A 24,180-nucleotide genomic window follows, 5' to 3' on the forward strand; every position below is an offset into this window, starting at 1 on the left:
TCCATATCGTCACTTCCCCAGGACCGCCATGATCCGGCGGTTGACGCTTTCGATGCCCCCCTCGTTCTCCACCATCCGCAGGACGTTCCGCTGCTGGTAGAAATCCTTCAGGGGCTCGGTCTCGCGGTGGTAGACCTCCAGGCGGTGGCGGACGGTGTCGGCTCTGTCGTCATCCCGCTGGATCAACGAGTGACCGCACACGTCGCACACCCCCTCCGCCTTGGGGGGATTGTTGGTGATGTGGAAGGTGGCGCCGCAGTTCTGACACATTCTCCGGCCCACCAGCCGCTCGGAGACCACGGAGTCCGCCGTCTCAATGGAGATGACGTGATCGAACTGGATGCCGATCTCCTCCAGGGCCTTGGCCTGGGCGATGGTGCGGGGCACCCCGTCCAAGATGTAGCCCATGGCGCAGTCGGGCTTTTCCACCCGCTCCGCCACGATGCCGATGATGACCTCATCGGGGACCAGCTTGCCCGCGTCCATGAAGGACTTGGCCTGCCGGCCCACCTCGGTCCCCTCCTTCACGGCGGCGCGAAGCATGTCGCCGGTGGAGATGGTGGGGATGCCCAGCTTCTTGCTCACAATGGCCGCCTGAGTGCCTTTACCGGCGCCCGGAGGGCCCAGGAAGATCAGTTTCATCATGTCCCCGTCCTCCCGATTACTCAAGGAAGCCCTTGTAGTGGCGCATCATGAGCTGGGCCTCGAGAGCCTTGCTGGTCTCCAGAGCGACGCCCACCACGATGATGACGGAGGTGCCGCCGATGGCCAGGTTCTGCATCCCGATGATACCGCCGGTGACGATGGGGGCGATGGCGATGACGGAGAGGAACATAGCCCCGAAGAAGGTGATCTTGTTGAGCACCTTGTGGATGAAGTCGGCGGTGGGCTTACCCGGGCGGAAGCCAGGGACAAAGCCGCCGTTCTTCTTGAGGTTGTTGGCCACCTCCGTGGGATCGAACTGCATGGTGGAGTAGAAGTAGCTGAACGCCAGGATCAGGAGGAAGTACACCACAGTGTACACCGCCCCGTTGGCGTCAAACACCCGCAGGAAGGAGCCCCAGAAGCCCTCGTCCCCGGCCTGGACCCCGGCAAAAGCCGCGATGGTGGCGGGGAGGGAGGCGATGGACTGGGCGAAGATGATGGGCAGAACGCCGGACATATTCACCTTCAGGGGGATGTGGCTGGACTGGCCGCCGTACATCTTCCGGCCCACCACGCGCTTGGCGTACTGGACGGGGATGCGGCGCTCGGCGTTCTGGATCCACACCACGAAGAGGATCATGGCCAGCATGCCCGCGATGATGAGGACCAGGCCCCAGGGGGGCAGCACGAAGAAATTCTTGAGCTGCTGCTCGGTGAAGTCGCTGGTATCCACATGGTGGGCCCAGTTGCTCACGCCGGTGTAGAGCTCGGTGATCATGGTGGGCATCCGGGAGAGGATACCGGCGAACAGGATGATGGAGATGCCGTTGCCGATGCCCTTATCGGTGATCTGCTCACCCAGCCACATGACGAAGGCGGAACCGGCGGCAAAGGTAGCGACGATGACGATGCCGCCCCAGATGCCGTTCATGCCGCCCAGAGCCAGCAGGTTGTTGGTCCGGATGATGGTGTAGTAGCCGAAGCCCTGAAGGAGGGCGATGGCCACGGTGACGTAGCGGGTGATGGCGGCGATCTTCTTGCGGCCCTCTTCTCCGCCCTCTTTCTGCAGCCGCTCCAGGGCCGGGATGGCCACGGTGAGGAGCTGGATGATGATGGAGGAGTTGATATAGGGCTGCACGCCCAGGGCAAACACGGCGGCGATGGAGAAGGCCGTGCCGTTCATGGTGCCCAGAAGGCCGAAGATGGTGCCGGACATAGAGTTGATATAATTGGTGAGCCCCTCGGTGTTGATGAACGGCACCGGGATGGCAGAACCGAACCGGAAGATGAGCAGGGCGAAGATCGTAAAGAGGATCTTGCTCTTGAGCTCAGGGACCTTCCAGGCGTTTCTCAGTGTCTGGATCAACTCAGATCACCTCGGCCTTTCCGCCCGCCGCTTCGATCTTTTCCTTGGCGGAGGCGGAGAAAGCCGTGGCGCGGACAGTGAGCTTCTTGGTCAGAGTCCCGTTGCCCAGCACCTTCACGCCGTACTCGCACTTGGAAAGGATGCCCATTTCCAGCAGGTCACAGACATTGACGGTGGCGCCGTCCTCAAACTTGTTCAAAGAAGCCACGTTGATGGCCTCCAGGGGCTTGGCGAAAATGTTGTTGAAGCCGCGCTTGGGCAGCCGGCGGGCCAGAGGCATCTGGCCGCCCTCAAATCCCACGCGGACGCCGCCGCCGGAGCGGGCCTTCTGGCCCTTGTGTCCCTTACCGGCGGTCTTGCCGTTGCCGGTGCCGGGGCCGCGGCCCTTGCGCTTGCCCACCTGGGTGGAGCCGGCCGCGGGAGAAAGATCATGCAGATTCATGATTGTTGCTCCTCCTTACTTGTCCTCGGTGACCTGCAGGAGGTAACCGATGCTGGCGATCTTGCCGCGGGTGGCGGCATTGTCCGGCTGGACGGTAGTGTCGCCGATCTTGCGCAGGCCCAGGGCTTCCGCCGTGGCCTTGTGCTTGGCGATGCGGCCGTTCAGGCTCTTGATCAGCTTGATGTTCACGTTAGCCATTTTGCGACCTCCTCCTTAACCGACGATTTCTTCTACGCTCTTGCCGCGCTGACGGGCCACCTCTTCAGGGGTCCGCAGGGACTTGAGGCCCTCGAAGGTGGCGGAAACCACGTTCTGGGGGTTGTTGGAGCGCAGGCACTTGGCGCGGATGTCACGGATGCCGGCAGCCTCCATGACGGCGCGGACCGGGCCGCCGGCGATGATGCCGGTACCGGGGGCGGCGGGCTTGAGCATCACCTTGCCGGCGCCGAAGATGCCGGTAACCTCGTGGGGGATGGTGGTGCCGGAGACGCTCACCTTGATCATGTTCTTCTTGGCATCCTCGATGCCCTTGCGGATGGCCTCGGGAACTTCGGCGGCCTTACCGGTGCCGAAGCCCACATTCCCCTTCTCGTCGCCGACCACCATGAGGGCGGCGAACTTCATGACACGGCCGCCCTTGACGGTCTTGGACACGCGGTTCAGGGAAACGAGCTTCTCGCTGTACTCGCTCTGCTCTTTTTCAAATCTAGGCATTTCGTTTCCTCCTCCCGTTAAAATTCCAGGCCGCCCTCACGGGCGCCCTCGGCCAGGGCCGCGACACGGCCGTGGTAGACATAGCCGCCGCGGTCGAACACCACGTTGGTGATGCCGGCGGCCTTGGCGCGCTCGGCCACCATCAGGCCCACCTTCTTGGCCGCCTCGCAGTTGGAGCCGGCGCCCTCGAAGGCCTTGTCCAGGGAGGAAGCGGCGACCAGGGTCTTGCCGTTGACATCGTCGATGACCTGGGCATAGATGTTGGTCGCGCTGCGGAACACGTTCAGACGGGGTCTCTCGGGCGTGCCGGAGATTTTGGCGCGCACTCTCTTGTGGCGCTTAAGCCGCTGGGCGTTGGTATCGATTTTCTTGATCATATTGGCACACCTCCTTACTTCTTCTTGACGCCGGTCTTGCCTTCCTTGCGGCGGATGACCTCGTCAGCATATTTGATCCCCTTGCCCTTGTAAGGCTCGGGAGGTCTTTTCTCTCTCACTTCGGCGGCAAACTGGCCCACCTTCTGCTTGTCGGGCCCGCTGATAACGATGTGGTTGGCATCGGGCACGTCGATGGTGATGCCGTCGATCTCCTCCACGATGACCTGATGGGAGAAGCCCAGGTTCATGACCAGCTTCTTGCCGTCCTTGGCCACGCGGTAACCCACGCCGTTGACTTCCAGGTTCTTCTTAAAGCCGTCGGTCACGCCCACCACCATGTTATTGAGCAGGGTGCGGGTCAGGCCGTGAAGGCTGCGGTTCTCCTTGGCGTCGTCGGGACGGGTCACGTGGAGCTCGGAACCCTCCTGGGTAATGGTCATAGCGGGGCACAACTGCTGGCTCAGGGTCCCCTTGGGGCCCTTGACGGTCACCAGGTTGCCCGCCTCGATCTTCACGTCCACACCGGCGGGGACAGAGATCGGCATTCTACCAATTCTAGACATTCTCTTTTCCCCTCCTTACCACACGAAAGCCAGGACTTCACCGCCGACGTGGGCCGCGCGGGCAGCCTTGTCGGTCATGACGCCCTTGGACGTGGAGACAATGGCGATACCCAGGCCCTTGATGACCCGGGGCAGCTCGTCGGCACCGGCATAGACCCGCAGGCCGGGCTTGGACACCCGGCGCAGGCCGGTGATGACCTTCTCCTTGTTGGGCTGGTTGTACTTCAGGGCCACCCGGATGATGCCCTGGGTGCCATCGTCGATGAGCTGGTAGTTCTTGATATAGCCCTCATCCAGCAGGATCTGCGCGATGGACTTCTTCATGTTGGACGCGGGAACGTCCACAGTGTCATGCTTGGCGTTGTTGGCGTTGCGGATGCGGGTGAGCATATCCGCAACAGGATCGGTGATATGCATGTGTGTTACCTCCTATTAGAGTTACAGGCGTTCCGCCTGTGTCAGCGGAAGGTATCCAAGCTAGGTAACTTAGACCTGTTGCCGCCGGCGGGGGTTCGTTCAAATAACCGGGGAAGAGGCGGGCTGGTATTTACCAGCTCGCCTTCTTGACTCCGGGGATCTGACCCTTGTAAGCCAGCTCGCGGAAGCAGATACGGCAGACGCCGTAGTCCCGCAGGTAGGCGTGGGGACGGCCGCAGATCTTGCAGCGGTTATAGCGGCGGCTGGAGAACTTGGGCTCAGCCTGCTGCTTGAGGATCATAGATTTCTTAGCCATTCGATTGCCTCCTTACGCCCGGGCGGCGAAGGGCGCGCCGATGAGCGTCAGCAGCTCCCGGGCCTCCTCGTCGGTGTTGGCGGTAGTGCAGAAAACCACATCCATGCCGCGGATCTTGTCGATTTTATCGTACTCGATCTCGGGGAAGATGAGCTGCTCCTTGATGCCCAGGGCGTAGTTGCCGCGGCCGTCGAAGGAGTTGGGGTTGATGCCCCGGAAGTCACGGACACGGGGGAGGGCCACGTTGAACAGGCGGTCCAGGAACTCCCACATCCGGTCGCCCCGGAGGGTGACCTTGGCGCCGATGGGCATCTCCTCCCGCAGCTTGAAGTTAGCCACGGACTTCTTGGCCTTGGTGATGATGGCCTTCTGGCCGGTGATCTTGTTCAGATCGCCCACGACGGCCTCCAGGACCTTGGCGTTGTCCCGGGCCTCGCCGCAGCCGCAGTTGACCACGATCTTCTCCAGCTTGGGGATCTGCATGACGGACTTGTAGCCGAACTTCTGCATCAGAGCAGGAGCGACTTCCTTCTGGTACTTCGCCTTCAGGTTAGGCATTTTCTGATCAGCCATTTGTTACTCCTCCTCTCTCAGATCTCAGCGCCGCACTTCTTGCAGACGCGGACACGCTTGCCGTCGGCGCCCACCTTGCTGGCGGGGCGGGTGGGCTTGTTGCACTTGGGGCACACCCGCATGACCTTGCAGGCGTAGATGGGGGCTTCCTTCTTCATGATGCCGCCCTCCTCGCCCTGCTTGCGGGGCTTCTGGTGACGGGTGGCCACATTGACCTTCTCCACAACGACCTTGCGGGTCTCGGGCATGGCCTCCAGGACCTTGCCCTGCTTGCCCTTGTCCTTGCCGGAGAGAACGACGACGGTGTCGCCCTTCTTGATGCTCATAGTGTTCATGTTCTTCTCCTACCCCCCTTACAGCACTTCGGGGGCCAGGGACAGGATCTTCATGTAATCCTTGTCCCGGAGCTCCCGGGCCACGGGCCCAAAGATACGGGTGCCTCTGGGGTTCTTGTCGTCCTTGATGAGGACGGCGGCGTTCTCGTCGAACCGGACGTAGCTGCCGTCGGCACGATGGATGCCCTTGGCGGTACGGACGATAACGGCCCGGACCACTTCGCCCTTCTTCACGGTGCCGCCGGGCTGAGCCTTGCGGACAGAGGCCACAACGACATCGCCGATGTTGCCGAACTTCCGCTTGGAGCCGCCCAGGACACGGATGGTCTTGATCTCTTTGGCGCCGGTATTATCGGCCACCTTCAGATAACTTTCCTGCTGAATCATACTGGCACCTCCTTATTTGGCTTTCTCGAGGATCTCGACCACGCGCCAGCGCTTGTCCTTGGACAGGGGCCGGGTCTCCATAACCCGCACGCGGTCGCCCACGCCGCAGGCGTTCTGCTCATCGTGGGCTTTGAGCTTATAGGTCCTCTTGACGATTTTCTTGTACAGCGGGTGGGCCACACGGTCGGCGATGGCCACCACAACGGTCTTGTCCATCTTATCGGAAACCACCATGCCGACTCTGGTCTTGCGGGAAGAAGTACGCTTCTCTTCGCTCATGTTCTACTCCTCCTTATCGGCTGGCGAGCTGCTGCTCGCGGATGATGGTCTTGACCCGGGCAATGTCCCGCTTGACCTGAGCGATCTTCACGGGGTTATCGAGCTGGTTGGTCGCGTGCTGAAGACGGAGCTGGAACAGGTCCTTCTTCAGGTCGCCCAGCTTGGTCTCCAGCTCGGCGGCGCTCATTTTACGGACGTCATTCGCTTTCATCTTCATTCACCACCATTCTCGGTCACAACAGGGGTTTCTTTCTTCACGATCTTGCACTTGACGGGCAGCTTGTGGCTGGCCAGACGGAGGGCCTCCTTGGCCACTTCCTCGGACACGCCGCCGATCTCGAACATCACGCGCTCGGGCTTGACCACGGCGATCCAGTACTCAGGGGCGCCCTTACCGGAGCCCATACGGGTACCCAGGGCCTTCTTGGTCACGGGCTTGTCGGGGAAGATCTTGATCCAGACCTTACCGCCGCGCTTGGTGTAACGGGTCATGGCCACACGGGCGGCCTCGATCTGGTTCGAGGTGATCCAGGCGGGCTCCGTGGACTGGAGGCCCCACTCGCCGTAAGTCACGGTGTTGCCGCGGGTGGCCTTACCGGTCATGCGGCCACGGTGAACGCGGCGGTATTTTACTCTCTTGGGCAGCAGCATTTAATTCTGGCCTCCTTCCTGAGTCTCAGGGGCAGCGGGAGCGGGAGCGGCGGGACGGGGGGCGGGCCGGCTCTGCACCCGGTTAAAGGTGGGCTGGCTGGGGCCGCCGCGGCGGTCGTCACGGCGGAAGCCGCCGCCCCGGCGGTCGCCGTCACGGCGATCCCGGCGGGGACGCTCGGGGCGCTCCTTAAAGGTCTTGGTGTCCAGGGTGCGGGGGGTGGAGCGAAGGGTCTGGGTCAGCACCTCGCCCTTGTAGATCCACACCTTCACGCCGATGCGGCCGTAGGTGGTGGCAGCCTCGGTGAAGCCGTAGTCGATGTCGGCCCGGAGGGTCTGCAGGGGGATGGTGCCGTCGTGATAGTGCTCGTTGCCGGCGATCTCGCGCCCGCCCAGACGGCCGGAGCAGGAGACCTTGATGCCCAGGGCACCGGCGCGCATGGCGCGGCCCATGGCGTTCTTCATGGCCCGGCGGTGGCCGATGCGGGCCTCAAGCTGCTGGGCGATGTTCTCGGCCACCAGCTGGGCGTTGGTGTCCATGCTCTTGACCTCGACGATGTTGAGGGCCACGGGCTTGCCGATCATCTTCTCCACCTGGAGGCGGATGCGCTCGATCTCGGTGCCGCCCTTGCCGATGACCACGCCGGGCTTGGAGCAGTGCAGGTAGATGCGGACCTTGGCGCTGTCGCGCTCGATCTCGATCTTGGGCACTCCGGCGGAGTACAGGGTCTTCTTCAGGTACTCACGGATCTTGTGGTCCTCCACCAGCAGGTCGCCCACGTTCTCGTTCTTGGCGTACCAGCGGGAATCCCAATCCTTGATGACGCCGACGCGGAGGCCGTGCGGATTGACTTTCTGTCCCATATTACTTGGCCTCCTTTTCCGCCACAGTGATGGTGATGTGAGAAGTGCGCTTGTTGATCCGGTAGCCGCGGCCCTGGGCCCGGGGCATCATCCGCTTGATGATGGGGCCGGGGGTGGCGAAGGTCTCGGACACGTACAGCTTCTCGGGGTCCATCTGGTGGTTGTTCTCGGCGTTGGCGGCGGCGCTCTTGAGGAGCTTCAGAAGAAGCTCAGAGGCGGCCTTGGGCGTGGTCATGAGAATGGCGGTGGCCTGGGCCACGCTCTTGCCGCGGATCAGGTCGCACACGATGCCGACCTTCCGGGGAGAGATACGGGCGTATCTCAGAACTGCTTTCGCTTCCATATTCTCTCTCCTCCTTACTTACCAGTCTTGCTGCCCGAGTGGCCCTTGAAGGTGCGGGTGGGGGCGAACTCGCCCAGCTTGTGGCCCACCATATCCTCAGTGACGTAAACGGGCACGTGCTTGCGGCCGTCGTGGACGGCAAAGGTGTGGCCCACGAAGGAGGGGAAGATGGTGGAGGCGCGGCTCCAGGTCTTCAGAACCTTCTTCTCGTTCTTCTCGTTGAGCTCGTCGACCCGCTTAAGCAGCTCGGGGGCGCAAAACGGGCCTTTCTTAACGCTTCTAGACATGTTTTACTCTCCTCCCTTACTTCGTGCGGTGCTTGACGATGAACTTCTCGGTCTTGGCCTTCTTGGACCGGGTCTTGTAACCCATGGCCGGCTTGCCCCAGGGGGTGACAGGGCCGGGACGGCCCACGGGGGACTTGCCTTCGCCGCCGCCGTGGGGGTGGTCGTTGGGGTTCATGACGGAGCCGCGGACGGTGGGCCGCCAGCCCATGTGGCGCTTCCGGCCGGCCTTACCCAGCTGGATGTTCTCATGGTCGGTGTTGCCCACCTGGCCGATGGTGGCCATGCACTCGGGGCGGATATAGCGCATCTCGCCGGAGGGGAGGCGGACCTGGGCCATGCCGTTCTCCTTGGCCATCAGCTGAGCGGCCACACCGGCGGAACGGACCAGCTGGCCGCCCTTGCCGGGGTAGAGCTCGATGTTGTGGATCATGGTGCCCACGGGGATCTCGCTGATGGGCATGGCGTTGCCCGGCAGGATGTCGGAGCCGGAGCCGGTCATGATGATGTGCCCGGCCTTCAGGCCCACGGGAGCCAGGATATACCGCAGCTCGCCGTCGTCATACTTGATGAGGGCGATGTTGGCGGAGCGGTTGGGGTCGTACTGCAGGTTCACCACAGTGGCCCGGCCGGCCTTGTCCCGCTTGAAGTCCACGATGCGGTACTTCTTCTTGTTGCCGCCGCCGCGGTGGCGGACGGTGATGCGGCCGTAGCTGTTGCGGCCGGCGTTCTTCTTCAGGTTCTCCAGAAGGCTGCGCTCGGGCTTGGCCTTCTTGTCGATCCCCTCGAAAGCGGACACGGTCATGTGGCGCCGGGAGGGGGTCGTCGGTTTATAAGTCTTGATCGCCATTTTCCTTCTCCTCCTTACACCATACCCTCGAAGAACTCGATGGACTTGGAATCGGCGGTCAGGGTGACCATAGCCTTCTTCCAGGAGGCGCGGCGGCCGGCGGGATAACGGCCGGTGCGCTTCTCCTTGCCATACATGTTCAGGGTGTTGACCTTGGCAACCTTCACGCCGAAGATCTCCTCGACCGCCTTGGCGATCTCAATCTTGTTGGCGTCCTTGGCCACCTCAAAGGTGTACTTCTTGTTTTCGGTCTCGCCCATCGACTGCTCGGTGATGATGGGGCGCTTGATGATGTCATAAGCGGTAGCAGCCATTACGCGAACACCTCCTCGATCTGGGCCAGGGCGGCCTTGTCCACGATGAACTCGTTGGCGTTGACAATGTCATACACATTGATCAGCGTGGCGGGGGAAGTCACGACGCCGGGGATGTTCCGGGCGGACTTCACCACGTTGGGGCAGGCGGTGACCACGACGGCCTTGCCGGCGCCCATGGTGTTCAGGAAGCTCTGGAAGGTCTTGGTCTTGATCTCGTCCATGCCGAGATCCTCCACCACAAAGACCTTGCCCTCAGCCGCCTTGGCGGAGAGAGCGGACTTCAGAGCCAGGCGCTTCACCTTCTTGTTGAGGGTGTAGCGGTAAGAGCGGGGCTTGGGGGCGAACACGATGCCGCCGTGGGTCCACTGGGGAGCCCGGGTAGATCCCTGACGGGCCCGGCCGGTGCCCTTCTGGCGCCAGGGCTTGCGGCCGCCGCCGGAGACCTCCGCGCGGGTCAGGGCGCTCTGGGTGCCCTGCCGGCAGTTGGCCAGGTGGTTCTTCACAACGTCGTGCATGACGCTGACGTTGGGCTCAATGCCGAAGATGGCGTCGCTCAGGTCGATCTCACCGACCTGCTTGCCGGCCATATCAAAAACGTTAGCCTTAGGCATGTCTTTTCTCTCCTCTCCTTAAGCGTTGCGGGCCGAAGCCTTCTGGGGGTTACGGCCGGACGCCTTCTGCGGGTTCTTGCTCTCCGCGGCGGCAGCGCCCTTCTCCTTGACGTTGATCACGCTGTTGCGCAGATACACAACGCCGCCCTTGGGGCCGGGAACGGCGCCCCGCACGGCGATGACGCCCAGCTCGGTGTCCACCTTGATGATGTCCAGGTTCAGCACGGTGACCTGGTCAACGCCCATGTGGCCGGCGCCGATCTTGCCCTTGAAGATCCGGGAGGGATCGGTGCTGGAGCCCATGGAGCCCGCGTGACGGTGGACAGGGCCGCCGCCGTGGCTGGTGGGGGTCCGCTGGGCGCCCCAGCGCTTGATGACGCCGGCGTAGCCGTGGCCCTTGCTGATGCCGGTGACGTCCACCCGGTCGCCCTCGGCGAAGACGGAGCAGTCCACGGTGTCGCCCACGTTGAGGCTGTCGCAGTTCTGGAGCTTGAACTCCTTGAGGGTCTTTTTCAGAACGCCGTCGCCGGCCTTCTTCAGATGGCCCAGCTCGGGCTTGGTGAGCTTGCGCTCGGCCACGTCCTCGTAGCCCAGCTGTACGGCGTTGTAGCCGTCCTTTTCCTCGGTCTTCTTCTGCACTACGGTGCAGGGGCCGGCGGCGATGACGGTGACCGGGATCACGTGTCCGGCTTCGTCGAAGATCTGCGTCATGCCGACCTTCTTGCCGATGATGGCCTTTTCCATGTGTTTTCCTCCTTAATTAAGGTTATTGGTCGGGGCACCGGGTGCCGCGACTTGACCCGCCCATCTCAAAAAAGCGATGGGCCGCGGTACACAAAATTAAAACGCGGGGGCGGGGATCTTACAGCTTGATCTCGATATCCACGCCGGCGGGGAGCTCCAGGCTCATCAGGGCCTCCACGGTCTTGGGGGAGGGCTTGATGACGTCGATGAGCCGCTTGTGGGTGCGGCGCTCGAACTGCTCCCGGCTGTCCTTGTACTTGTGGACGGCCCGCAGGATGGTGACGACTTCCTTCTTGGTGGGCAGGGGGATGGGGCCGGAGACGGTGGCGCCGGTGCGCTTGGCGGTCTCCACGATCTTCTCGGCGCTCTGGTCGATGAGCTGGTGGTCGTAGGCCTTGAGACGGATGCGGATCATTTCTTTCTGAGCTGCCATGGTTTGTTTCCTCCTTAACATACGAGTGGTGGTGTTGGGTGCCGCCCTTCGTACGGTGAGAACTTTTTCTGACCACTATCTCGTGCGTATCACTCCACGACAGAAAGAAAACCGGCAGGATAAAGCCGGCCGGTTCTGCCTCAGCGTGACGATATACGCTGGCACAGAGGTTCTCAGCCGCCCGATTCAACGGACATACTCCGCGGAAGTTACCGGTCACAGACCGCAATCTCCCGCATCATCGCATAGTGCGCCCCTAAACAGGCGCTTGATAATAATACAGCAAACCTCTTTGCAAGTCAAGCAAAATATTCAATTTTTTTGAGGAATTTTCGCCCTCCGTGGCTTACCTGCGGGGGGCCCCGGAACGCGCGCTCAACCGCGGGCTGAGGAATAAGGAAACCCACTTCCCCAAGGCTTCCCCCGGGGCCGAATGGCCCTCAGCAACAGCTTAGGCCCGCTTTGATGCAAGCAAAGTCGTTGAGGTCATATGCCGCAGGCCAAGGTATCTTTTAGGCTTCCCCTCGGGGGAAGCTGTCAGCCGCAGGCTGACTGATGAGGGGAACCCATCCCTCCCCCCTACCTTATATATATCCTCATACCCCCCGGCTCCACTCGGGCCGGATCCCCCGCTCCCCCGCCAGGGCGGCGTCGATGGCGGCGAGAAAGTTCTCCCGCTCGGCGGGCAGGCTTCCCTTCAGGGGCAGGTAGTTGGAGGCGTGATCGCAGGTGAAGTGGAGGGGCATCACGTCCAGCCCCTCGATCAGGAGCCGGGCCTCCTGGAGGCTCTCCCGGGCGGTCACCGGCGTAAACCGCCCCGCCCGCCAGTCCCGCCAGAGGGGTGTCCCCTCCTCCAGCATCAGGGACAGGGCCGACAGGTGCCGGGGCTTCATCTCGTTCATCATGTCCACCGTGTCCAGGATGTGCCGCCGGGAGGCCTCCCCCGGTCCCGCCAGCCCCAGGATCACCATGACCCACAGGTCCAGCCCGGCCTCCCGGACCCGCTTCCCGGCCTCCAGCATCTCCCGGGCGCCCACCCCTTTGCGGATGGCGCGGAGCAGGGCGTCGTTCCCCGTCTCCACCCCCAGATAGACCCGCTGGAGCCCCGCCGCCCGGAGGGCCCGCCACTGCTCCGGGGTCTTGTCCAGAATGGTCCGGGGCCCGGCGTAGCTGGTGACCTTTATGAGGCCGGGAAAGGCGTCATAGAGAGCCTTCAGAATGGTCAGCAATTCTTCCATGGGCAGGGCCGCGGCGTCGCCGTCGCAGAGGAACACCCGGTCCACGTCCCCGTACTGGGCCTTGGCCATCTGGATATCCTCCAAAATGTCCGCCAGGGGCCGGGTGTGGAACCGCTTGCCCTTGTACATCCCGCAGAAGGTGCACCCGTTGTGGGAGCACCCCACCGTGACCTGGAGCAGGTAGCTCCGCCACTCCCCCGGCGGGCGGTAGACGGTGCCCTCGTATCTCATGTCCCCTCCGCCTCCAGCGCCGCCAGGGCCGCCGCCTTGGCTTTCTCCTCGTCCAGCTTCTCCCCCGTGAAATGCTCCAAAGCCAGGATGGCCTGATGGAGGAGCATCCCCAGGCCGTTCATGGCCGGGTGCCCCCCCGCCCGGGCCCGCCGGAGCAGCTCGGTCTCCTCCGGGGCGTAAATGACGTCGCACACCGCCGCGTGGGGGGGCAGGCAGTCCAGGAAGGACAGGTCGGCAAACTGGGTTCCGGTGCCCGCCATCCCCAGGGAGGTACAGTTCACCAGCACATCGCTCTCAGAAGCAAGTTTACATAAGGTTTCAATTTCAAACCCGGCGGGGGTCAGGCTGGCCGGGTCGGCGGCGCACAGCGCCTCCGTCTTTTCCACCGTTCGGTTGCACACGGTGACCTTGGCCCCCGCCCCGGCCAGGGCCAGTGCCACCGCCTTGGCGGCGCCGCCGGAGCCCAGCAGGGTCACCCGCTTCCCGGCGGGATCCACGCCCAGATCCGCCAGGGCCCGGAGAAATCCGGCTCCGTCGGTGTTATATCCATAATATTTCCCGTCACGAATACAAACCGTATTCACCGCGCCGCACCGACGGGCCCCCTCGTCCACCTGGTCCATCAGGGGAAAGAGCTCTTCCTTGTGGGGCATGGTGGCGTTGAACCCGGCATATCCCGCGTAGGCGGCACACTCCAGCCACCGGCCCGCCTCCCCCTTCGGAACAGGTTGACATAAATAGATATAGTCCAGGCCCAGGGCGGAGATCATGGCGTTCTGAAGAATGGGCGACTTGGAGTGGAGCACCGGGTCGCCGATGACACAGAGCTTCCGGGTGGTGTTTTTCACTTCCACGCGCATCCCTTTTTCCTCCCCCTGTTCCGGCGGCCGGTGATCGGGCAGGGCGGCGTTGACCGTGAAGGCCACGGCCACCCCCACCACCGTCTCCATGATCCGGGCGGCGGCGTAGTAATACCGGGCCACGCCGGTGACCCCGGTGATGAGCATGACGCAGGGCACGATGCAGGCCATGCCGCAGGCGGCGGGCCGCCCGATGAGTTGGCAGATCCACAGCCCCGCCACGCACACCAGCCCCAGCACAGGCACCAGGACCAGCGGGGCATCCAGCCGTTCCCCCAGCAGCAGGGTGGCCGCCCCCAGGAGCCCGCCCACAAAGACGCCGATGAAGCGGGAGACCCCCTGCCGAAGGGTCTGGCCCATACTGCTCTGCATACACACGATACAGGCGATGCAGGCGTAGAGGGGCCCCACGTACCCCAGCACCCCCGGCCGGCCGCTGTCGTACAGAAGGCCGAAGGGGACAAACAGCAGGTAGGAGAGCATCACCGCCACCGCCGTCTTGATCACACGCATACCCACCTTGGGCACGGTCACTTTTGTCATGGTCTCCCTCCGTCTCCGGCAAGCCTGTTTCAGTCCTTCTGGTCCAGGAAGTACCCCATGGCCGCCTCATAGCCATAGAGGCCCAGGCCGCACACCTGCCCCACGCAGGCGGGGGCGGTGACCGACTTGTGCCGGAACTCCTCCCGCTGGTGGACATTGGAGATGTGGACCTCCACGCAGGGCACGCCCACCGCCTTCAAGGCATCCAGGATGGCGTAGCTGTAATGGGTAAAGGCCCCGGGGTTCATGATAATGGCGTCATAGACTCCGTCGGCGGCGTGGATGGCGTCGATGATGGCCCCCTCGTGGTTGGACTGGAAGCACTCCGCCGTGCTGCCGTGAGCGGCGGCAAAGGCCCGAAGCCGCTGGCACAGGCTCTCGTAATTCTCCTGGCCGTAGATGCCCGGCTCCCGCCTGCCCAGCAGGTTCAGGTTGGGCCCGTTGATGATGAGAAATTTCATTCCAATCCCTCCATGACCCTCGCCGCCGTTGAGACGGACGAGGTAAAGTCCGTGATGACGCGGTCGGCCCACTTCTCATAGACGCTCCGCCGCTCCGCCGCCTTCGCCAGGAAGGCCTCCCGTCCGTCCTGGGCCAGGGGCCGGTCGGCCAGGCTCTCGCTGTCGTAGATCTCCCCGGCGTCCCGGTCCAGCCAGAACACGGTGCCGCTCTCCTTCAGCGCCGAGATGGCGGCGTCCTGAAGGGGAAGACCGCCGCCGCAGGCAATGATAAGGTCGCCGCGCAGGGAAAGAGCCTGGGCCACGCCCAGCTCCAGGGAGCGGAAATACCCCTCCCCCTCGGTGGCGAAGATCTCGGAAACTGTCAGCCCCTCCCGGGCCTCGATCAGCTGGTCGGTATCCACCAGCGTCCGTTTGAGCCTGCCCGCCAGCAGATGTCCCACGGTGGTCTTGCCGCAGCCCATCATGCCGATCAGTATGATGTTTTTCATCCCTCATACCCCCGAAAATTGCCCAGCACCCGGAAATCGGCGGTGAGCTGGGAGAGTTCGTGAAGCACCCCGTCCATGCCGGGGGCCAGCAGGTCGCCGGTGCACTCCAGGAAGAAGAGGTACTCCCACCCCCGGCCGGGGATGGGGCGGGACTCGATCTTCTGAAGGTTCAATCCCTGTACGGCGAAAATGGTCAGGATCTCGTGGAGGGAGCCGGTCTGGTGGGGCAGGGAAAAGAGGGCGGAAAGCTTATTTCTCCCCTCCCGAAGCTCGGGTACCGGCGAGGCCACCACAAACCGGGTGACGTTGGCGGCGTTATGGTTGATGCCCTCGGCCAGGACCCGGAGCCCGTAAAGCTTTGCTGCCCGCTTGGAGCAGATGGCGGCGGCCCTCATGTCCCCCGTCTCCTTCACCTGCTTGGCGGAGCCCGCGGTGTCCAGGGTGGGCACCCGCCGCCAGTGGCGGTGGCTGTCCAGGAACTTGTCGCACTGCATCAGGCCCTGCTCATGGGAATAGACCGTGTCGATCTCCTCCATCGTCACGCCGGGGAGCGCGGCCAGACAGTGCTCCACCTTCACCTGCCACTCCCCCACCAGGGAGAAATCATATTGGGCCAGCAGGTCGTAGACCTGCCGGATGGAGCCGGTAGAGGAATTCTCGATGGGGAGAACGGCATAGTCGGCGCCCCCCGCCGCCAGGGCCTCGAACACGTCCCCGAACCAGGGCAGGCCCTTGGCCCGGACGCCCTCCCCGAAGAATCCGGCGGCGGCTTCCTCGCTGTACGCCCCCGGCTCCCCTTGGTAGACCACCCGGGGGTCCCGCACCGGCGGGCGGCGGCGCTCCAAAGCCTTGAGCCACCGGGCATAGCCCGCGTCCTCCGCCCCCTCCCGCACCAGTGTGCGCTGCTGGCGGCGGGAGATGGCCATGATGGACTCATACAGGACGGCCAGGTCGGCCCGGCGGGCCGGGTCGTCGGTCAGGGCCGTCTTGGCGGCGATGACCCGCCGCTCCCGCTCGGCGTCCAGCACCGGGATCCCGTTGGTCTTTTTGTAGGCCCCCACCCGGCCGGTGACCTCCATCCGCTTCAAAAACAGCTCCACCAGCCGGGCGTCGATGTCGTCGATCTGACGGCGGTAGTCCTCTAACTCACTCATGCGATCACTCCTCAAATTCCCAGCACTTCGCAGGCCGCCAGGGCCGCCGCCGCCTCGATTACCGGCACCGCCCGGTGGACCACGCAGGGGTCGTGGCACTTCCCCAAAAAGCGCGCCGCGCTTTCCGGGGGCCCCTTCTATTTCACATCCTCGGCGGGAGTAAATCCCGCCTGCGGAAATCCTCCGCTCCCCTTCGGATTTACGCCGCTTTCCGCGGCGGCTCGCCTACGCTCGCGGGCCGCCACGCCCCTAGATGCCCAAAACCTCGCAGGCAGCTAAGGCAGCGGCAGCTTCGATCACCGGCACCGCCCGGTGGACCACACAGGGGTCGTGGCGGCCCTTGATCTCGATCTCCACCTCTTCCCCGGTGCGCAGGTCCACGCTCTCCTGGGGCAGGGCGATGGAGGGGGTGGGGCGCATGGTCACCTCGAAGGTCACCGGCATCCCGTTGGTGATGCCCCCGTTGATCCCGCCGGCGTTGTTGGTGCGGGTGACTACCTTACCGTCCACCACCTCAAAGGGGTCGTTGGCCTCGGTGCCCCGCATATAGGCAAAGGCCACTCCGGCGCCGAAGGCCACCGCCTTCACGGCCGGGACGGCAAAGAGATACTGGGAAAAGATCCCCTCCACGTTGCGGCCGAAGTCCGGAGCCCCCAGGCCCACAGGCAGGCCGGTGACGGCACACTCGATGGAGCCGCCCACGGAGTCTTGGCCCTCCTTGGCCTCCAGAATGGCCTTTTTCATCTCCTCGCCCTTGGCGTCGTCCAGCACGGGGAAGGGTTTATCCGCCACCCCCCGAAGCTCCTGGGGATCGTTCAGGGCAGCATCGGTGATGCCGTAGACGGCGCTGATGTGGGCCCCCACCCAGACGTTTTTCTCGGCCAAAAGCTGCTTGGCCACCGACCCCGCCGCCACCAGGGGGGCGGTGAGGCGGCCGGAGAAGTGGCCGCCGCCCCGGTAGTCGAGACAGCCCTTGCTCTGGATGAAGCCGGCGAAGTCGCCGTGGCTGGGCCGGGGGGTGTAGCGCAGGGCCTCGTAGTCCCCGGAGTGCTGGTCGGAGTTGGCGATGACCAGGGCCAGGGGGGCGCCGGTGGTCCTGCCCTCAAAGACGCCGGAGAGAACGTTCACCTCGTCCGCCTCCTTCCGGGCGGTGGAGAGGGCGTCCTTCCCGGTGGAGCGGCGGGAGAGGTCCTTTCCCATGGCCTCCAGGTCCAGCTCCAGACCGGCGGGCACCCCCTCCAGCACCACGCCGATGGCGGGGCCGTGGGACTCGCCGAAAATGGTATACTTCATACGTCCTCCTCCCGGGCGGTCCGGCCGCCCAAGGCTGTATAGTCTTCCCAGAAATTCGGATAGGATTTCCGCACGCTCTCCGCCCCTGTGAGGGTCACGGGGCCGGAGCATCGGGTGGCGGCCACCGCCAGCATCATGGCGATGCGGTGGTCGTTGTGGCTGTCTACCCTGCCGCCGGTGAGGGCGTCCACCCCCTGGATGGTGAGGCTGTCGGGGCCCTCGGTCACCCGGGCGCCCAATTTACATAATTCTTCCCGGACGGCGGCAAGGCGGTCGCTCTCCTTCATCCGCAGGCGGGCGGCGTTCACGATATGAGTGGTCTGGCCCGCCCGAAGGGCGGCGTGGACGGCCAGCTCAGGCACCAGGTCGGGGCACTGGGAGACGTCCAGGTCCACTGTTCCAGATTGACATAATTTTTCATAATAGGCCGCCGCCCTCCTGTCGCCCTGGGTGGAGCGGGGGTTCATATTTTTTATGTCAACCTCATTCCCCAGGCCGTTGGCGGCGTACCAGAAGCCCGCCTGGGACCAGTCGGCCTCGATGGCCACCTCCGCCGGGCGGTAGGTCTGCCCGCCGGGGACGACCAGGGCGCGGTCTTCCAGCCAGTCGGCCTTGACCCCGAAGGCGGCCAGGGCCTCCAGGGTCATGTCCACGTAGTTCCGGGACTCCAGGTCTGTGGTTAACATAATTTTAGAGTCGTCCTCCAGCAGAGGCAGGGCGTAGAGCAGGCCGGTGATGAACTGGGAGGAGACGTCGCCGGGAAGGCGATATTCGCCGGGGGCGAGGACACCCCGGACGCCCAGAATATTTTCCCGCTGGCGGTAGTAGACGCCCTTCTCCTCGAAGAGGTCAAAATAGGGCTTTTGGGGCCGCTCCATAAGGCGGCCCTCCCCCCAGAAGCGGGCCCCGCCCCGGAGGGCCAGGGCCACGGGGATGAGGAAGCGGAGGGTGGAACCGGACTCGCCGCAGAAAAGCAGGGGGAGGTCCCCGCCGGTGGCTTGAAGGGCCCGCTCCTGGCGGGCCTGGCAGGCCTTGAGTTCCTCCGGCGGCATGTCCTTCGGGACTTCAAAGAGGGGCCACCACGCCTTCCCGGCGTCCAGCAGGGCGGACATGCAGTGGCGGGTGGCCTGGATGTCCTGGGAGTCGGCCAGGTTGTGGATGACGCTCCCCGCTCCCGCCAGGGCGGCGGCGATGAGGTAGCGGTGGGACTGGGATTTGGATGGGGGCGGGGTGACGCTCCCGGACAGCTTGTGGGGGGTGAGGGTGAGGGTCATCGGGGTGGCTCCTTTCCTGGTGATTGGGGGGATCGTTGTGGGGAAGTTTGGGCGGCTATTAGCTGTCCGAACTTCCCGCTACCGCTAATGTGTTCTTGACAGAAGGCTAATCCCAGCCTTCCCCCAGGGGGAAGGTGGCAGCGGCGAAGCCGCTGCCGGATGAGGGGATCTGCGGACATGGGAAAGGCCTTGCGAAACGACAAGCTCCCCTCATCAGTCTCGCTGCGCTCGACAGCTTCCCCCAGGGGAAGCCTATTTGACAAACTTTCCGGGCCCAGGCGCGCCGATGAGTTGCAAAAGTCGTCAGTGCAGTGCCACTCGTCGCTAAGAAAAACATGGGTCGGCCAAGGGAGCGCCGGTCATACAGAAGAACCAGCCATACATTTAGTTTTGGCTTTTTTCTTTGGTATCAAAAACCGTTTTTTTCACGAAAAAAGAGATGGGTTTTGGCCCCGCAGGGCCGCCCTGCCATTCCTTCCCGCCTGGGGCGGGAAACACTGTTAAAGCAACTCCAACAGCTCCGCCTTGGGAAGCTTGCGGATCACCCCATGGCCCAGGGACTCCAGGAGGATGAGGGAGATGTCCTCCCCCACACCCTTTTTGTCCCGGCCGATGGCGGCGGCGTAGGTCGCCCTGTCGCAGGGGATGGCGGTGGGGAGGTCCAGGGCGGCGAGGACGGCTTCCAGCTCAGCGGGGACGTCCGCGGGCGTGACGCCCAGCGTCACGCCAAGGCGGGCGGCGGCCACCATGCCCGCCGCCACCGCCTGGCCGTGGGTCCATTTTTCATAATTTCCCGCCAGCTCGTAGGCGTGGCCCAGGGTGTGGCCGAAGTTCAGGAGCATCCGCTTGCCGGTGTCCCGCTCGTCGGATTCCACTACTTGGCGTTTAATTTCACAGCAGGTATACAGGATGGATTCAATTTCCGCCGTGAGAGCGGCCCGGGTGGGGCGGGCGGCCAGGAAATCGAAGAAGGACTTGTCCCAGATACAGCCGTATTTGACGACCTCCGCCATGCCGTCGGAGAAGGTGGCGTCGGGGAGGGTGGCGAGGGTGTCGGTATCCATCAGCACCAGCCGGGGCTGCCAGAAGGCCCCCGCCAGGTTCTTCCCCGCCCGGAGGTCCACCGCCACCTTGCCGCCCACGGAGGAGTCCACCTGGGCCAGGAGGGTGGTGGGGAGCTGGATGAAGTCCACCCCTCGGAGGACGGTGGCGGCGGCGAAGCCCGCCAGGTCCCCCACCACGCCGCCGCCCAGGGCCACCACCCCGTCGGTGCGGGTAAGGCCGAAGTCCAGCATGGCCTCCCACAGCTCGGAGAGCCATTTGGCGGATTTGGAGGCCTCTCCGGCGGGGAGCTCCTGGCAGGCGGTCTCAAAGCCGCAGCGCTCCAGGACGGGGATCAGCCGGGAGAGGTAGAGGGGGGCCACGTTGGAGTCCGTCACCACGAAGAGGCGGGTGGCCCTGGGGCAAACGGCACGGATGGCATCGCCGGCGGAGGTTAGGAGGCCGGGGGCGATTTGGATGTCGTAGGAGCGCTCCTGTAAGCTGACGCGGAGGGTCTTCATGCGGACACTTCCTTTTTGGAGGGTGACGGGCGGATACTATCCGCCCCTACGTTATTTTATCAGAGTTTTGCCCACCAGGTCAACCAGGGCGGACACCTTGCCCATCAGATTGTCGAAGCGCTCCGGGGTCAGGGACTGCTGGCCATCGCACTTGGCGTTGGCCGGGTCGTTGTGGACCTCAATGATGAGGCCGTCCGCCCCCGCCGCCACGGCGGCCAGGGCCAGGGGCTCCACCATCCAGTACATCCCGGCGGAGTGGGAGGGGTCCACAATCACCGGCAGGTGGCTCATCTTCTTCACCGCCGGGATGGCGGAGACGTCCAGGGTGTTGCGGGTGTAAGTCTCAAAGGTGCGGATGCCCCGCTCGCAGAGGATGACGTTCTCGTTGCCCTCCGACATGATGTACTCGGCGGACATGATCCACTCCTCGTAGCTGTTGGAGAGGCCCCGCTTCAGGAGAACGGGCTTGGAGAGCTTACCCACCTCTTTCAAAAGGTCGAAGTTCTGCATGTTCCGGGCCCCCACCTGGATGACGTCCACCTTGTCCTCGAAGAGCTGGCAGTACTTGGGGCTCATGATTTCAGTGACGATGGGCATGCCCGTGGCGGCCTTGGCCTTCAGCAGGAGATCCAGACCCTCGGTGCCCATGCCCTGGAAGGAGTAGGGGGAGGTGCGGGGCTTGAAGGCGCCGCCCCGCATCAGGGCCGCGCCGGAGCGCTGGACGTCCTCGGCCACGGCGACAATCTGCTCCTCGCTCTCCACCGAGCAGGGGCCGGCGATGACGGAGAAGTTCCCGCCGCCGATTTTGGCGTCCCCCACCGTGACCACGGTGTCCTCGGGGTGGAACTTGCGGTTGGCCTTTTTGAAGGGCTCCTGGACCCGCATGACCCGCTCCACGTGCTCGTTGATGGAGATTTTGTCCATGTCCACGGCGGTGGTGTCCCCGACGAGGCCCAGGATGGTGCACCCCACGCCGTTGGTGATGCCCACCTGGAGGCCCTGGAGCTGGAACTGGGCCACCAATTTATCAATTTCCCGCTGCTGGGTGCCCGGCTTCATAACGACTACCATTTTACATCTTCCTTTCTCATTTGAAGGCAAAAAAGGGACCCATTGATGAATGAACATCAATGAGCCCCTTTTGTATACGGGTATTCTCGCCCGGCGGTCAGCCGGACAAGCTCATTTCGTCCATCCTTTTTCACCCATGGCAAAATAGCCGGCGCTCATAAATCGAGCCCAGCTAAAGGTAAAAAAGGATGCAGTTGTGAGGGTGGTTCGGTTCATGCTTCTGCCCCACTTCTGGAAAGATTGTGGTTATTATACTCCGGTTGGGGGGAAAAGGCAATAGAAAGTTTATTAGGGGGGTGAAAGTCCCCGCCCGGGGGCGGGGACGGGGGAGCAGGGCGGCCCTGCGGGGCCCAAACCCATTTCTTTTGTCTTGCCAAAAGAAACGGTTTTGGATGCCAAAGAAAAGCGCCGAGTAAATATACAAGTAGTGACTCCTAATGACCGGCGCTCACGTCTGTTAACTCCGTCTCCTCCTAGCGCCGCTGCCGCTGACTCCTGCTGTACAGACAGCCTTTGCAACTCATTGGCGCGCCTGGGCGGGTGGAAGTTTGTCAAATAGGCTTCCACTGGGGGAAGCTGTCTGCGAAGCAGACTGATGAGGGGAACTTATCATTTTGGTAGAGCCTTTTCCATATCCGCAGTTCCCCTCATCCGTCAGCCCTTCGGGCTGCCACCTTCCCCGGGGGGGGAAGGCTAAGGGTGCGGGGCGGGCGGATAATATCCGCCCCTACGGGGTGGGAGGGTTTTATATACCTTGGTAAAAACAAAAACGAACCCCGGCGGCGCTACGAAGTGCGCCGCCGGGGTTTTCCCACGCTCTTGTGGACAGCTTGGGGAGGTTTCCAAAGCGAGGGGGACCGCAGTCCCCCTCCTTTGGTCGTTGAGAGAGGGGGTCTCGGGGGAGAGAGAGTCGAAACTCTCTCCCCCGAGTGCTTTCTTGGGGGGTGTGGGGGGCTATTCTTTCCAGAAAGAATAGCCCCCCACGCTTCCCCGTACGCTGAAACGTGCGTTAAAACTCAATAAGCCACGCCCCAATAGACCATGTGCTTGGCGCTCTTCCCGCAGCAGGCGCAGGTATCCCCCAAATGCTCCTGCTCCAGAGGGATGCACCGGGAGGTGACCCCGGCCTCCTCCTTCATCTTGAGCTCGCACTCCAAATCGCCGCACCACATGGTCTTGGCGAACCCGCCCTGGGCGGCCATCTTCTCCTTGACCTCGGCCAGGGTGGCGCAGGGGTAGGTGTTCTCCTCCCGGTTCTTGAGGGCCCGGGCGTACAGCCCGTCGTGGATGGCGTCCAGCATTTGGCCCACCGTCTCCTCGATATTGTCCAGGGAGACGAAGGCCTTCTCGCCGGAGTCCCGGCGGACCAGGACGCACTGGTTCTTCTCCATGTCCTTGGGGCCCAGCTCCAGCCGCAGGGGCACACCCTTCATCTCGTACTCGGCAAACTTCCAGCCGGGGGACTGGTCGGAGTCGTCCATCTTCACCCGGAAGCCCGCCTTCTGCAGACGCTCCATCACGGCCCGGTTGGCCTCGATGACGCCCTCCTTGTGCTGGGCCACGGGGATGACGATGACCTGGGTGGGGGCGATGCGGGGGGGCAGCACCAGGCCGCTGTTGTCGCCGTGGGTCATGATGATGCCGCCGATGAGCCGGGTGGACACGCCCCAGGAGGTCTGGTGGGGGTAGTGGGGCTGGTTGTCCCTGCCGGTGAAGGTTATATCGAAGGCCTTGGCGAAGCCGTCGCCAAAGTAGTGGGAGGTGCCGGCCTGGAGGGCCTTCTTGTCGTGCATCATGCACTCCACGGTGTAGGTCTCCTCCGCACCGTTGAACTTCTCCTTGTCGGTCTTGCGGCCCTTCACCACGGGCATGGCTAGCACGTTCTCGCAGAAGTCGGCATAGATGTTCAGCATCCGCATGGTCTCCTCCCGGGCCTCCTCGGGAGTGGCGTGCATGGTGTGGCCCTCCTGCCAGAGGAACTCCCGGTGGCGGAGGAAGGGGCGGGAGGTCTTCTCCCAGCGCAGGACCGAGCACCACTGGTTGTAGAGCTTGGGGAGGTCCCGCCAGGAGTGGATGATGTGGGCGTAATGCTCGCAGAACAGGGTCTCCGAGGTGGGGCGGACACACATGCGGTCCTCCAGCTTGTCGTCGCCGCCCATGGTGACCCAGGCGCACTCGGGGGCGAAGCCCTCCACGTGGTCCTTCTCCTTCTGGAGGAGGCTCTCGGGGATCAGCATGGGCAGGTACACGTTCTCGTGCCCGGTCTTTTTGAATTCCCCGTCCAGGGTGTGCTGGATGTTCTCCCAGATGGCGTAGCCGTAGGGGCGGTAGATGAACATGCCCTTCACGCTGGTATAGTCGATGAGCTCCGCCTTGCGGCAGACGTCGGTGAACCACTGGGCGAAGTCCACCTCCATGTCGGTGATCTGCTCCACCTGCTTCTTGTCCTGAGCCATTGTCTCTCCATCCTTTTATCCAAAGTTGGTTTTTATTGTAA

General features: G+C 63.5%; 33 protein-coding genes. All 33 read right to left on the reverse strand.

Features of this window, described 5'->3' with window-relative positions; all coding sequences use genetic code 11:
* Positions 1 to 9: 9 nt before the first annotated feature.
* Complete coding sequence (locus tag AAEU42_RS13920) at positions 10 to 642, reverse strand: adenylate kinase (protein ID WP_342234268.1); 633 nt, start codon at positions 640 to 642, stop codon at positions 10 to 12.
* Between the two features lie 19 nt (positions 643 to 661).
* Positions 662 to 2,011 carry a preprotein translocase subunit SecY gene (gene secY, locus AAEU42_RS13925; protein WP_342234175.1) on the reverse strand — a complete coding sequence of 450 codons (1,350 nt, stop codon included), beginning with the start codon at positions 2,009 to 2,011 and terminating at the stop codon, positions 662 to 664.
* A gap of 1 nt (position 2,012) precedes the next feature.
* The gene (rplO, locus tag AAEU42_RS13930) at positions 2,013 to 2,453 is read right to left on the reverse strand and encodes a 50S ribosomal protein L15 (protein ID WP_342234176.1); all 441 of its coding nucleotides are present in this window, start codon (positions 2,451 to 2,453) and stop codon (positions 2,013 to 2,015) included.
* 15 nt (positions 2,454 to 2,468) lie between these two features.
* Complete coding sequence (gene rpmD, locus AAEU42_RS13935) at positions 2,469 to 2,651, reverse strand: 50S ribosomal protein L30 (RefSeq protein WP_342234177.1); 183 nt, start codon at positions 2,649 to 2,651, stop codon at positions 2,469 to 2,471.
* Positions 2,652 to 2,666: 15 nt separating this feature from the next.
* On the reverse strand, positions 2,667 to 3,167 hold the full coding sequence (gene rpsE / locus AAEU42_RS13940; protein ID WP_342234178.1) for a 30S ribosomal protein S5: 501 nt from the start codon (positions 3,165 to 3,167) through the stop codon (positions 2,667 to 2,669).
* Between the two features lie 17 nt (positions 3,168 to 3,184).
* On the reverse strand, positions 3,185 to 3,544 hold the full coding sequence (gene rplR / locus AAEU42_RS13945) for a 50S ribosomal protein L18 (protein ID WP_342234179.1): 360 nt from the start codon (positions 3,542 to 3,544) through the stop codon (positions 3,185 to 3,187).
* Between the two features lie 14 nt (positions 3,545 to 3,558).
* A complete protein-coding gene (gene rplF, locus AAEU42_RS13950) occupies positions 3,559 to 4,107 on the reverse strand; it encodes a 50S ribosomal protein L6 (protein ID WP_342234180.1) in 549 nt (182 codons plus the stop codon).
* Between the two features lie 15 nt (positions 4,108 to 4,122).
* A complete protein-coding gene (gene rpsH, locus AAEU42_RS13955; protein WP_342234181.1) occupies positions 4,123 to 4,524 on the reverse strand; it encodes a 30S ribosomal protein S8 in 402 nt (133 codons plus the stop codon).
* A gap of 130 nt (positions 4,525 to 4,654) precedes the next feature.
* Positions 4,655 to 4,840 carry a type Z 30S ribosomal protein S14 gene (locus AAEU42_RS13960; RefSeq protein ID WP_342234182.1) on the reverse strand — a complete coding sequence of 62 codons (186 nt, stop codon included), beginning with the start codon at positions 4,838 to 4,840 and terminating at the stop codon, positions 4,655 to 4,657.
* Positions 4,841 to 4,852: 12 nt separating this feature from the next.
* A complete protein-coding gene (rplE, locus tag AAEU42_RS13965; RefSeq protein ID WP_425288228.1) occupies positions 4,853 to 5,398 on the reverse strand; it encodes a 50S ribosomal protein L5 in 546 nt (181 codons plus the stop codon).
* A 32-nt stretch (positions 5,399 to 5,430) separates the two neighbouring features.
* A complete protein-coding gene (rplX, locus tag AAEU42_RS13970) occupies positions 5,431 to 5,748 on the reverse strand; it encodes a 50S ribosomal protein L24 (protein WP_342234184.1) in 318 nt (105 codons plus the stop codon).
* Between the two features lie 18 nt (positions 5,749 to 5,766).
* Entirely contained in the window at positions 5,767 to 6,135 is a 369-nt protein-coding gene (rplN, locus tag AAEU42_RS13975) for a 50S ribosomal protein L14 (RefSeq protein ID WP_342234185.1), read from the reverse strand.
* Positions 6,136 to 6,147: 12 nt separating this feature from the next.
* Positions 6,148 to 6,414, reverse strand: a complete 267-nt coding sequence (gene rpsQ / locus AAEU42_RS13980) for a 30S ribosomal protein S17 (protein WP_342234186.1) — start codon at positions 6,412 to 6,414, stop codon at positions 6,148 to 6,150.
* 13 nt (positions 6,415 to 6,427) lie between these two features.
* Positions 6,428 to 6,631 carry a 50S ribosomal protein L29 gene (rpmC, locus tag AAEU42_RS13985; protein WP_425288225.1) on the reverse strand — a complete coding sequence of 68 codons (204 nt, stop codon included), beginning with the start codon at positions 6,629 to 6,631 and terminating at the stop codon, positions 6,428 to 6,430.
* Positions 6,628 to 7,065 carry a 50S ribosomal protein L16 gene (gene rplP / locus AAEU42_RS13990; RefSeq protein WP_342234188.1) on the reverse strand — a complete coding sequence of 146 codons (438 nt, stop codon included), beginning with the start codon at positions 7,063 to 7,065 and terminating at the stop codon, positions 6,628 to 6,630. Before rplP ends, rpmC begins: the two co-directional genes overlap by 4 nt.
* A complete protein-coding gene (gene rpsC, locus AAEU42_RS13995; RefSeq protein ID WP_342234189.1) occupies positions 7,066 to 7,926 on the reverse strand; it encodes a 30S ribosomal protein S3 in 861 nt (286 codons plus the stop codon).
* Between the two features lies 1 nt (position 7,927).
* Complete coding sequence (rplV, locus tag AAEU42_RS14000) at positions 7,928 to 8,269, reverse strand: 50S ribosomal protein L22 (RefSeq protein WP_342234190.1); 342 nt, start codon at positions 8,267 to 8,269, stop codon at positions 7,928 to 7,930.
* A gap of 14 nt (positions 8,270 to 8,283) precedes the next feature.
* The gene (gene rpsS / locus AAEU42_RS14005; RefSeq protein ID WP_251445526.1) at positions 8,284 to 8,556 is read right to left on the reverse strand and encodes a 30S ribosomal protein S19; all 273 of its coding nucleotides are present in this window, start codon (positions 8,554 to 8,556) and stop codon (positions 8,284 to 8,286) included.
* 16 nt (positions 8,557 to 8,572) lie between these two features.
* Complete coding sequence (rplB, locus tag AAEU42_RS14010; protein WP_342234191.1) at positions 8,573 to 9,403, reverse strand: 50S ribosomal protein L2; 831 nt, start codon at positions 9,401 to 9,403, stop codon at positions 8,573 to 8,575.
* Between the two features lie 14 nt (positions 9,404 to 9,417).
* Positions 9,418 to 9,717 carry a 50S ribosomal protein L23 gene (gene rplW, locus AAEU42_RS14015; RefSeq protein ID WP_342234192.1) on the reverse strand — a complete coding sequence of 100 codons (300 nt, stop codon included), beginning with the start codon at positions 9,715 to 9,717 and terminating at the stop codon, positions 9,418 to 9,420.
* Positions 9,717 to 10,331, reverse strand: coding sequence for a 50S ribosomal protein L4 (rplD, locus tag AAEU42_RS14020; RefSeq protein ID WP_342234193.1), 615 nt, complete (start codon positions 10,329 to 10,331; stop codon positions 9,717 to 9,719). Before rplD ends, rplW begins: the two co-directional genes overlap by 1 nt.
* Positions 10,332 to 10,349: 18 nt before the next feature.
* Positions 10,350 to 11,075, reverse strand: coding sequence for a 50S ribosomal protein L3 (rplC, locus tag AAEU42_RS14025; RefSeq protein ID WP_342234194.1), 726 nt, complete (start codon positions 11,073 to 11,075; stop codon positions 10,350 to 10,352).
* Positions 11,076 to 11,193: 118 nt separating this feature from the next.
* Positions 11,194 to 11,508 carry a 30S ribosomal protein S10 gene (gene rpsJ / locus AAEU42_RS14030; RefSeq protein WP_080906407.1) on the reverse strand — a complete coding sequence of 105 codons (315 nt, stop codon included), beginning with the start codon at positions 11,506 to 11,508 and terminating at the stop codon, positions 11,194 to 11,196.
* Between the two features lie 596 nt (positions 11,509 to 12,104).
* Positions 12,105 to 12,977, reverse strand: coding sequence for a radical SAM protein (locus AAEU42_RS14035; protein ID WP_342234195.1), 873 nt, complete (start codon positions 12,975 to 12,977; stop codon positions 12,105 to 12,107).
* Complete coding sequence (gene aroE, locus AAEU42_RS14040; RefSeq protein WP_342234196.1) at positions 12,974 to 14,380, reverse strand: shikimate dehydrogenase; 1,407 nt, start codon at positions 14,378 to 14,380, stop codon at positions 12,974 to 12,976. The genes AAEU42_RS14035 and aroE overlap by 4 nt, the downstream gene beginning before the upstream one ends.
* Positions 14,381 to 14,409: 29 nt before the next feature.
* Positions 14,410 to 14,841, reverse strand: a complete 432-nt coding sequence (gene aroQ / locus AAEU42_RS14045; protein ID WP_342234197.1) for a type II 3-dehydroquinate dehydratase — start codon at positions 14,839 to 14,841, stop codon at positions 14,410 to 14,412.
* Positions 14,838 to 15,329, reverse strand: a complete 492-nt coding sequence (locus tag AAEU42_RS14050; RefSeq protein WP_342234198.1) for a shikimate kinase — start codon at positions 15,327 to 15,329, stop codon at positions 14,838 to 14,840. Before AAEU42_RS14050 ends, aroQ begins: the two co-directional genes overlap by 4 nt.
* A complete protein-coding gene (locus AAEU42_RS14055; protein WP_342234199.1) occupies positions 15,326 to 16,483 on the reverse strand; it encodes a bifunctional chorismate mutase/prephenate dehydratase in 1,158 nt (385 codons plus the stop codon). The genes AAEU42_RS14050 and AAEU42_RS14055 overlap by 4 nt, the downstream gene beginning before the upstream one ends.
* 249 nt (positions 16,484 to 16,732) lie before the next feature.
* On the reverse strand, positions 16,733 to 17,776 hold the full coding sequence (gene aroC, locus AAEU42_RS14060) for a chorismate synthase (RefSeq protein WP_342234200.1): 1,044 nt from the start codon (positions 17,774 to 17,776) through the stop codon (positions 16,733 to 16,735).
* Entirely contained in the window at positions 17,773 to 19,050 is a 1,278-nt protein-coding gene (locus AAEU42_RS14065) for a 3-phosphoshikimate 1-carboxyvinyltransferase (protein WP_342234201.1), read from the reverse strand. The genes aroC and AAEU42_RS14065 overlap by 4 nt, the downstream gene beginning before the upstream one ends.
* A gap of 500 nt (positions 19,051 to 19,550) precedes the next feature.
* Positions 19,551 to 20,612 carry a 3-dehydroquinate synthase gene (gene aroB, locus AAEU42_RS14070; RefSeq protein WP_342234202.1) on the reverse strand — a complete coding sequence of 354 codons (1,062 nt, stop codon included), beginning with the start codon at positions 20,610 to 20,612 and terminating at the stop codon, positions 19,551 to 19,553.
* Positions 20,613 to 20,663: 51 nt separating this feature from the next.
* A complete protein-coding gene (aroF, locus tag AAEU42_RS14075; protein WP_342234203.1) occupies positions 20,664 to 21,683 on the reverse strand; it encodes a 3-deoxy-7-phosphoheptulonate synthase in 1,020 nt (339 codons plus the stop codon).
* Positions 21,684 to 22,699: 1,016 nt separating this feature from the next.
* On the reverse strand, positions 22,700 to 24,139 hold the full coding sequence (proS, locus tag AAEU42_RS14080) for a proline--tRNA ligase (RefSeq protein WP_342234204.1): 1,440 nt from the start codon (positions 24,137 to 24,139) through the stop codon (positions 22,700 to 22,702).
* Between the last annotated feature and the right edge of the window lie 41 nt (positions 24,140 to 24,180).

The organism is Pseudoflavonifractor phocaeensis (assembly GCF_038439875.1).
In the GTDB taxonomy this organism is placed as follows: domain Bacteria; phylum Bacillota; class Clostridia; order Oscillospirales; family Oscillospiraceae; genus Vermiculatibacterium.